The sequence below is a fragment of the Streptomyces sp. NPDC059567 genome (genome assembly GCF_042735655.1).
Taxonomy (GTDB): Bacteria; Actinomycetota; Actinomycetes; order Streptomycetales; family Streptomycetaceae; genus Streptomyces.
Genome location: NZ_JBHWBS010000091.1, coordinates 24,034 through 32,138, shown reverse-complemented (window position 1 = coordinate 32,138; position 8,105 = coordinate 24,034). Strand labels below are relative to the sequence as shown.

Genomic DNA, 8,105 nt, shown 5'->3' with positions numbered 1-8,105 from the left:
AACTTGTAACCCCCGGTGTGCTGCCGGTTCTCGCGGGGCTCGAAGCTCATCGCTCTCCCTGAACTGGGGCGTTGCGATGATCGCTAGAACCTAAGCGGCGGGGGGGAGGGGGCCCGTCCGTGCGGGCGGTCGAGAATCTAAAGCAAGCACGCTTGATTGTTTCTCCGTCCGCTGCCATGCTCCTCGGCACACGCCCGTGTCCCGAGGGGAGCGCACCGTGTCCGACCCTGCCGTCGTCCTCGACGATCTGCGCAGCGAGAGCGAGGAAATCGACCTTGTTGTACGGGGGTTGAGCGACGACGGATGGGCCGCGCCCACTCCCGCTCCCGGCTGGACGATCGCCCACCAGATCGCCCATCTCGCCTGGACCGACCGGGCGGCCCTGCTCGCCGCCACCGACCCCGAGGCCTTCGCCGCCGAGGCCGAGAAGGCGCTCGCAGCGCCCGGCACGTTCGTCGACGACGGGGCCGAAGAGGGCGCCGCGCTCCCGCCCGCCGAGCTGCTCGGACGGTGGCGCGTCGGCCGCGAACGGCTGCAGAGCGCCCTGCGCGCGGCACCGCCCGGCGCCCGCTTCCCCTGGTACGGGCCGCCCATGAGCGCCACCTCCATGGCTACCGCCCGGCTCATGGAGACCTGGGCGCACGGCCAGGACATCGCCGACGCCCTCGGTGTCGTACGCGAGCCGACCACCCGGCTGCGCCACGTCGCCTGGATCGGCATCCGCGCCCGCGACTACGCCTATCTCGTACGGGGGATCACCCCGCCCCCGGAGCCCTTCCGCGTCGAACTGACCGCCCCCGACGGCGAGGAGTGGGTGTACGGACCCCAGGACGCCGCCCAGCGGATCACCGGGCCCGCGCTCGACTTCTGCCTCCTCGTCACCCAGCGCGTCCACCCCGAGGACACCGCCCTCGCGGCGGAAGGCCCCGACGCCGCGCACTGGCTCACCATCGCCCAGGCCTTCGCGGGCCCGGCCGGCACCGGCCGTGCGCCGCAGGGGGCCTAGTGGACCTCCTCCGCATCGGCAACGCCTCCGGCTTCTACGGCGACCGCTTCGACGCCGTGCGCGAGATGCTCACCGGCGGCGAACTGGACGTCCTCACCGGCGACTACCTCGCCGAACTCACCATGCTCATCCTCGGCCGGGACCTCCTGAAGGACCCGAACGCCGGCTACGCCAAGACCTTCCTGCGTCAGATGGAAGAGGGGCTCGGCCTCGCCCACGAGCGCGGCGTCCGCATCGTCACCAACGCCGGCGGCCTCAACCCCGCCGGTCTCGCCGAGGCGCTCGGGGAGCTGAGCCGACGGCTCGGCATCCCCACCCGTATCGCGTACGTCGAGGGCGACCGGCTCCCCGTCGAGGACGGAGTCCTCACCGCCAACGCCTACCTCGGCGGCGCCGGCATCGCCGCCTGCCTGACGGCCGGCGCCGACGTCGTCGTCACCGGCCGCGTCACCGACGCCGCCCTCGTCACCGGCCCCGCGCAGTGGCGCTTCGGCTGGGGCGCGGAGGAGCACGACAAGCTGGCGGGCGCGGTCGTCGCCGGGCACGTCCTGGAGTGCGGCACCCAGGCCACCGGGGGCAACTACGCCTTCTTCACCGACCACGACCCGCGCGCGCTGCGCCGCCCGGGCTTCCCGCTCGCTGAACTCCGCGCCGACGGCAGCGCCGTCATCACCAAGCACGCCGGCACCGGCGGCGTCGTCGACCTCGGCACGGTCACCGCACAGCTCCTGTACGAGACGTCGGGCGCGCGCTACGCGGGCCCCGACGTGACCGCCCGGCTCGACACCGTACGGCTCACCCAGGACGGGCCGGACCGCGTGCGGATCGACGGCGTACGGGGCGAGGCGCCGCCGCCCACCCTCAAGGCGGGGTTCACCAGGATCGGCGGCCACCGCAACGAGGTCGTCCTCGTCCTCACGGGCCTCGACATCGAGGCCAAGGCACGGTTCGTGAGGGAGCAGATCGAGGACGCCTTCGAGCGTTCCAAGTCCCGTCCCGCCGAGGTCCGCTGGGAGCTGGCCCGCACCGATCACGCGGACGCCGCGACCGAGGAGACCGCGAGCGCGCTGCTCCGTCTCGTCGTCCGCGACCCCGCCCCCGAGCCCGTCGGCCGCGCCCTCAGCGGCGCCGCGATCGAACTGGCCCTCGCCAGCTACCCCGGCTTCCACGTCACCGCCCCGCCCGGGAAGGGCGCGCCCTACGGCGTCTTCGAGGCCCGGCACGTCCCGGCCGCCGACGTCCCGCACACGGCCGTGCTCCCCGACGGGAGCCGCGTCAGCATCCCCGTACCCGCCGAGACGCGGGAACTGGCACCGGTCGACGAGCCCCCGCTGCCCGAGGCGCCGCCCGTCGGGCCGGTGCGCCGGGTCCCGCTCGGGCGCGTCGCCGGAGCCCGCAGCGGCGACAAGGGCGGCGACGCGAACATCGGCGTCTGGGTCCGGACGGACGACGCGTGGCGCTGGCTCGTCCACACCCTCACCGTCGAGCGTTTCAAGCGACTCCTGCCGGAGACCGCCGAGCTGGACGTCGTACGCCACGTCCTGCCGAACCTGCGCGCGGTGAACTTCGTCGTCACCGGACTCCTCGGCGAAGGCGTCGCCTCCCAGGCCCGCTTCGACCCCCAGGCCAAGGCCCTCGGCGAGTGGCTCCGCGCCCGCGAACTCGACGTACCGGAAGAACTCCTGTGACCGCCCCGGAGGAACTGCTGTGACCGTCCTCGCCTCCGCCCTCGACACCGGCGGACCCGACTACGCGGCCCATCGCGCCGCCATGCTCGACAAGCTGGCCGCCCTCGACACCGAGCACGGCAAGGCGCTCGCGGGCGGCGGCGAGAAGTACACCGCACGGCACCGCAAGCGCGGCAAGATGCTCGCCCGCGAACGCGTCGAGCTCCTCGTCGACCCGGACACCCCCTTCCTGGAGCTGTCGCCGCTCGCCGCCTGGGGCAGCGACTATCCGGTCGGCGCGTCGATCGTCACCGGGATCGGTGTCGTCGAGGGCGTCGAGTGCCTGATCACCGCCAACGACCCGACCGTGCGCGGCGGCGCCTCCAACCCGTGGACGCTGAAGAAGGCCCTGCGCGCCAACGAGATCGCGTACGCCAACCGGCTCCCGGTCATCTCCCTGGTCGAGTCCGGCGGCGCGGATCTGCCGTCCCAGAAGGAGATCTTCATCCCCGGCGGCGCGCTCTTCCGCGACCTGACGCGGCTCTCCGCCGCCGGCATTCCGACGATCGCCGTGGTCTTCGGCAACTCCACGGCCGGCGGCGCGTACGTCCCCGGGATGTCCGACCACACGGTGATGATCAAGGAGCGGTCGAAGGTCTTCCTCGGCGGTCCGCCGCTGGTGAAGATGGCGACGGGCGAGGAGAGCGACGACGAGACGCTCGGCGGCGCCGAGATGCACGCCCGCGTCTCCGGTCTCGCCGATCACTACGCCGTCGACGAGGTCGACGCGCTGCGCCAGGCCCGGCGGATCGTCGCGCGGCTCAACCACCGCAAGGCGCACGCCGATCCGGCACTCTCGGAGCCCCCGAAGTACGACGAGGACGAGCTGCTCGGGATCGTGCCGGGGGACCTGAAGACCCCCTTCGACCCGCGCGAGGTCATCGCCCGGGTCGTGGACGGCTCGGACTTCGACGAGTTCAAGCCGCTGTACGGACCGAGCCTGGTCACGGGCTGGGCGGAGCTGCACGGCTACCCGGTCGGCATCCTCGCCAACGCCCAGGGCGTGCTGTTCAGCGCGGAGTCGCAGAAGGCGGCGCAGTTCATCCAGCTCGCCAACCAGCGCGACATCCCGCTGGTCTTCCTGCACAACACCACCGGCTACATGGTCGGCAAGGAGTACGAGCAGGGCGGCATCATCAAGCACGGCGCGATGATGATCAACGCGGTGTCGAACAGCCGGGTGCCGCATCTGAGCGTGCTGATGGGCGCGTCGTACGGCGCCGGGCACTACGGCATGTGCGGCCGGGCGTACGACCCGCGCTTCCTCTTCGCCTGGCCGAGCGCCAAGTCGGCCGTCATGGGCCCGCAGCAGCTGGCCGGGGTCCTGTCCATCGTCGCGAGGGCGAGCGCCGCCGCGAAGGGGCAGCCGTACGACGACGAGGCCGACGCCGGGCTGCGCGCGATGGTCGAGGCGCAGATCGAGTCGGAGTCGCTGCCGATGTTCCTGTCCGGGCGGCTGTACGACGACGGCGTCATCGACCCCCGCGACACGCGCACGGTCCTCGGGCTGTGCCTGTCCGCGATCCACACGGCACCGGTCGAGGGCGCGCGCGGCGGCTTCGGCGTCTTCCGAATGTGAGGCGAGTGATGATCTCCAGGCTGATGGTCGCGAACCGGGGCGAGATCGCCTGCCGGGTGTTCCGTACGTGCCGGGAGCTGGGCGTCGAGACGGTCGCCGTGTACTCGGACGCGGACGCCTCCGCGCTGCACGTACGGGAGGCGGACGCGGCGGTACGGCTGCCGGGGGCGACGCCCGCGGAGACGTATCTGCGCGGGGACCTGGTGGTGAAGGCGGCGCTGGCGGCGGGCGCGGACGCGGTGCACCCCGGGTACGGCTTCCTGTCGGAGAACCCGGAGTTCGCGCAGCAGGTCCTGGACGCGGGCCTGGTGTGGATCGGCCCTCCGCCGTCCGCGATCGAGGCGATGGCCTCCAAGACGCGGGCGAAGGAGCTCCTCGGGATCGCCCCGCTGGTGGCCGGCGACGTCACCGGGGCGGACCTGCCGGTCCTGGTGAAGGCGGCGGCGGGCGGCGGCGGCCGTGGCATGAGGGTCGTCCGCGAACTGACCGCGCTGGAGGGGGAGCTGGCAGCCGCCTCCGCCGAGGCGGCGAGCGCGTTCGGGGACGGCGAGGTGTTCGTCGAGCCGTACGTCGAGAACGGCCGCCATGTGGAGGTCCAGGTCCTCGCGGACGGCCACGGCACGGTCTGGGCGCTCGGCACCCGCGACTGCTCGCTCCAGCGCCGCCACCAGAAGGTGATCGAGGAGTCCCCGGCGCCGGGCCTGCCGCCGTCGCTGCTCGCGGAGCTGCACGACCGTTCGGTGTCGGCGGCGAAGGCGGTCGGCTACGTCGGCGCGGGCACGGTCGAGTTCCTGGTCGCGGACGGCCGGGCGCACTTCCTGGAGATGAACACGCGCCTCCAGGTGGAGCACCCGGTGACGGAGGAGGTGCACGGGATCGACCTCGTCGCCCTCCAGATCGCCGTCGCGGAGGGCGGGTCGCTGCCCTCCGAGCCCCCGTCCCCGCGGGGCCACGCGATCGAGGCCCGCCTGTACGCGGAGGACCCCGGGTCGGGCTGGACACCGCAGACGGGCACGCTGCACGCCCTCGAGTTCCCTTCGGGCCTTCGCGTCGACACCGGATACGTCTCCGGGGACGCCATCGGTGTCCACTACGACGCCATGCTCGCCAAGGTCGTCGTCCACGCGCCCACCCGCGCCGAGGCCGTCCGCAAGCTCGCCCACGCACTGGAGCGGGCCCGGGTCCACGGGCCCGTGACCAACCGGGACCTGCTCGTCGCGTCCCTGCGGCACCCCGAGTTCCACGACAGCTCGCGCCTCGACACCGGCTTCTACGAGCGGAACCTGGACGCCCTCACGCAGGCCCCGCCCGGAGAGGCGTACGCGGCCGTCGCCGCCGCGCTCGCGCAGGCCGAGGGGAACCGGGGGCGGTTCGGCGGCGGCTGGCGGAACCTCGCGTCGCAGGACCAGGTCACGGTGTACGGGGACCACGAGGTCCGCTACCGGCCCGCCCGGCAGGGGTACACGGTCACGGTCCCCGAGGGCGTCCGCCCCGTGAGCGTCACCCCCGATCGCGTGAGGCTCGAAGTCGGCGGAGTCGTACGGGACTTCGAGGTGGCCCGGCACGGCGACACCGTCCACGTCGGCCCGCACCGGCTCACCGCACGGCCCCGCTTCCCCGACCCCGCCGACCAGCGGGAGCCCGGCTCCCTGCTCGCGCCCATGCCCGGCACCGTCGTCCGTGTCGCCGACGGCATCGTGCCCGGCGCGCGGGTCACCGCCGGGCAGCCGCTCCTCTGGCTGGAGGCCATGAAGATGGAGCACCGCGTCATCGCTCCCGCCTCCGGCACGCTCACCGCGCTCCACGCCGTCCCCGGCCGCCAGGTCGAGGTCGGCGCCCTGCTCGCCGTCGTACAGACCGAAGCCCAGGAGGACCAGCCCGCATGAGTTCCGTCGTCGAATCCGCCGAGCACACCGCCCTCCGCTCCGCCGTCTCCGCCCTCGGTCAGCGCCACGGCTCCACCCGCCCCCTCGACCACGACGCCCTCTGGGCCGAGGCCGGAAAGCTCGGCTACCTCGGGGTGAACCTCCCCGAGTCCCACGGTGGCGGAGGCGGCGGGATGGTCGAACTCTCCATCGTTCTGGAGGAATTGGGCGCCGCCGGGGCACCCCTCCTCATGATGATCGTCTCGCCGGCCATCTGCGGCACCGTCATCGCCCGCTTCGGCACCGACGCGCAGAAGGCCGCGTGGCTCCCCGGCCTCGCCGACGGCAGCCGGACCATGGCCTTCGGCATCACCGAGCCCGACGCGGGCTCCAACTCCCACCGGATCACCACCACCGCCACGAAGACCGAGGCGGGCTGGGTGCTCAACGGCCGCAAGGTCTTCGTCTCGGGTGTCGACATCGCCGACGCCACCCTCATCGTCGGCCGCACCTCCGACGCCCGCACCGGCAACCTCAAGCCCTGTCTCTTCGTCGTCCCCCGCGACACCCCCGGCTTCGGGCGCCGGCAGATCGACATGGAACTGGACGCGCACGAGAAGCAGTTCGAGCTCACACTCGACGACGTCCACCTCCCGGCGGACGCGCTGGTCGGCGACGAGGACGCGGGCCTGCTCCAGCTCTTCGCCGGGCTGAACCCCGAGCGGATCATGACCGCCGCCTTCGCGATCGGCATGGGCCGCTACGCCCTCGACAAGGCCGTCGCCTATGCCAAGGAGCGCCAGGTCTGGAAGTCCCCGATCGGCGCCCACCAGGCCATCGCCCACCCCTTGGCCCAGGCCCACATCGAGCTGGAGCTGGCCCGGCTGATGATGCAGAAGGCCGCCCACCTGTACGACGCCGGTGACGACGTCGGCTCGGGCGAGGCCGCGAACATGGCCAAGTACGCGGCGGGCGAGGCCTGTGTGAAGGCCGTCGACCAGTCCGTCCACACGCTCGGCGGCAACGGACTCACCCGCGAGTTCGGCCTCGCCCGCCTCGTCACGGCCTCCCGCGTGGCCCGGATCGCCCCGGTCAGCCGGGAGATGATCCTGAACTACGTGTCCCACCAGACCCTGGGTCTCCCCAAGTCGTACTGAGACTGCGGAAGTCCAGGGAGCCGGCCTCCCGTCCCTCCGGAAGTCCCGAGGAGGGAACGGGACGGCGGGCAGGTCAGTCCTCGTCGGCGGCGTGACTGTCGCCCAGGAGGGCCACCTCGCCGATCCAGCGCCGTACCTCCGCTCCGAAGTCCACCCGTCCGACCTCGTGATGGGCGGCCACGAAGCGCAGCGCGGGCGGCTTGCTCTTCCAGTACCGCTCATGAAGGGCGGACTTGCGGAGGAAGATCTCACAGCCGACCGCGTTGGTGTGGAAGTTCAACTCCAGCTTGTGCGGGCGCTCGTGGCCGGTCAGCTGGTCGATGAGCTGGATGCTCTGCCGCCGGTAGACGTGGTATTCGGTGCGGGGGATGGTGTCGCTGACGATCCGTGAGGTCCCGCACGCGTAACCCTCGGCGGCGAAGGCGTCGAGGATCGCCTCGTGCAGGGGCAACGCGGCGATGTGCACGAGGTCGTCGTCCGTCCGGGCCTTGATCCCCTCGGCCTCGACCTCGGTGTGCAGGCCCAGATAGACCCCCAGCTTGTGGCCCTTGACCTCGGTCAGCGGGGTCTCCCACTTGAGCCGATGGCGGATGGGCACCCGCCTCTCCTCGCCCTTCTCCAGGCTGAAGTAGCCGCTCACACTCGGGTAGTCGAACGTGTCGCCGCTGTCGCCGTCGCGGGGGCGCGCGGGGGGGGGCGGGGGCACGCTGTGGGGTGTGAATGGGTTTACCAAAAGATTTATGCCACGAGGGGGGGGGGGCCGGCCACCAA

At 72.6% G+C, this 8,105-nt stretch carries 6 protein-coding genes; 5 read left to right on the top strand and 1 reads right to left on the bottom strand.

Annotated features, from left to right (window positions below):
* Nucleotides 1-217: 217 nt before the first annotated feature.
* From ACFVZW_RS29885 to ACFVZW_RS29865, 5 genes are read left to right on the top strand one after another with little or no spacing between them, the layout of a single operon-like run.
* Nucleotides 218-1,006, top strand: coding sequence for a TIGR03084 family metal-binding protein (locus ACFVZW_RS29885; protein ID WP_384527677.1), 789 nt, complete (start codon nucleotides 218-220; stop codon nucleotides 1,004-1,006).
* Entirely contained in the window at nucleotides 1,006-2,694 is a 1,689-nt protein-coding gene (locus ACFVZW_RS29880; RefSeq protein ID WP_384527674.1) for an acyclic terpene utilization AtuA family protein, read from the top strand. Before ACFVZW_RS29885 ends, ACFVZW_RS29880 begins: the two co-directional genes overlap by 1 nt.
* 19 nt (nucleotides 2,695-2,713) lie before the next feature.
* Nucleotides 2,714-4,312, top strand: coding sequence for an acyl-CoA carboxylase subunit beta (locus tag ACFVZW_RS29875; RefSeq protein WP_384527671.1), 1,599 nt, complete (start codon nucleotides 2,714-2,716; stop codon nucleotides 4,310-4,312).
* 8 nt (nucleotides 4,313-4,320) lie between these two features.
* Entirely contained in the window at nucleotides 4,321-6,198 is a 1,878-nt protein-coding gene (locus ACFVZW_RS29870; RefSeq protein WP_384527668.1) for a biotin carboxylase N-terminal domain-containing protein, read from the top strand.
* On the top strand, nucleotides 6,195-7,334 hold the full coding sequence (locus tag ACFVZW_RS29865; RefSeq protein ID WP_384527665.1) for an acyl-CoA dehydrogenase family protein: 1,140 nt from the start codon (nucleotides 6,195-6,197) through the stop codon (nucleotides 7,332-7,334). Before ACFVZW_RS29870 ends, ACFVZW_RS29865 begins: the two co-directional genes overlap by 4 nt.
* A 73-nt stretch (nucleotides 7,335-7,407) precedes the next feature.
* Here ACFVZW_RS29865 and ACFVZW_RS29860 read toward each other — a convergent pair whose 3' ends face one another.
* Entirely contained in the window at nucleotides 7,408-8,040 is a 633-nt protein-coding gene (locus ACFVZW_RS29860; protein ID WP_384527662.1) for a sporulation protein, read from the bottom strand.
* Between the last annotated feature and the right edge of the window lie 65 nt (nucleotides 8,041-8,105).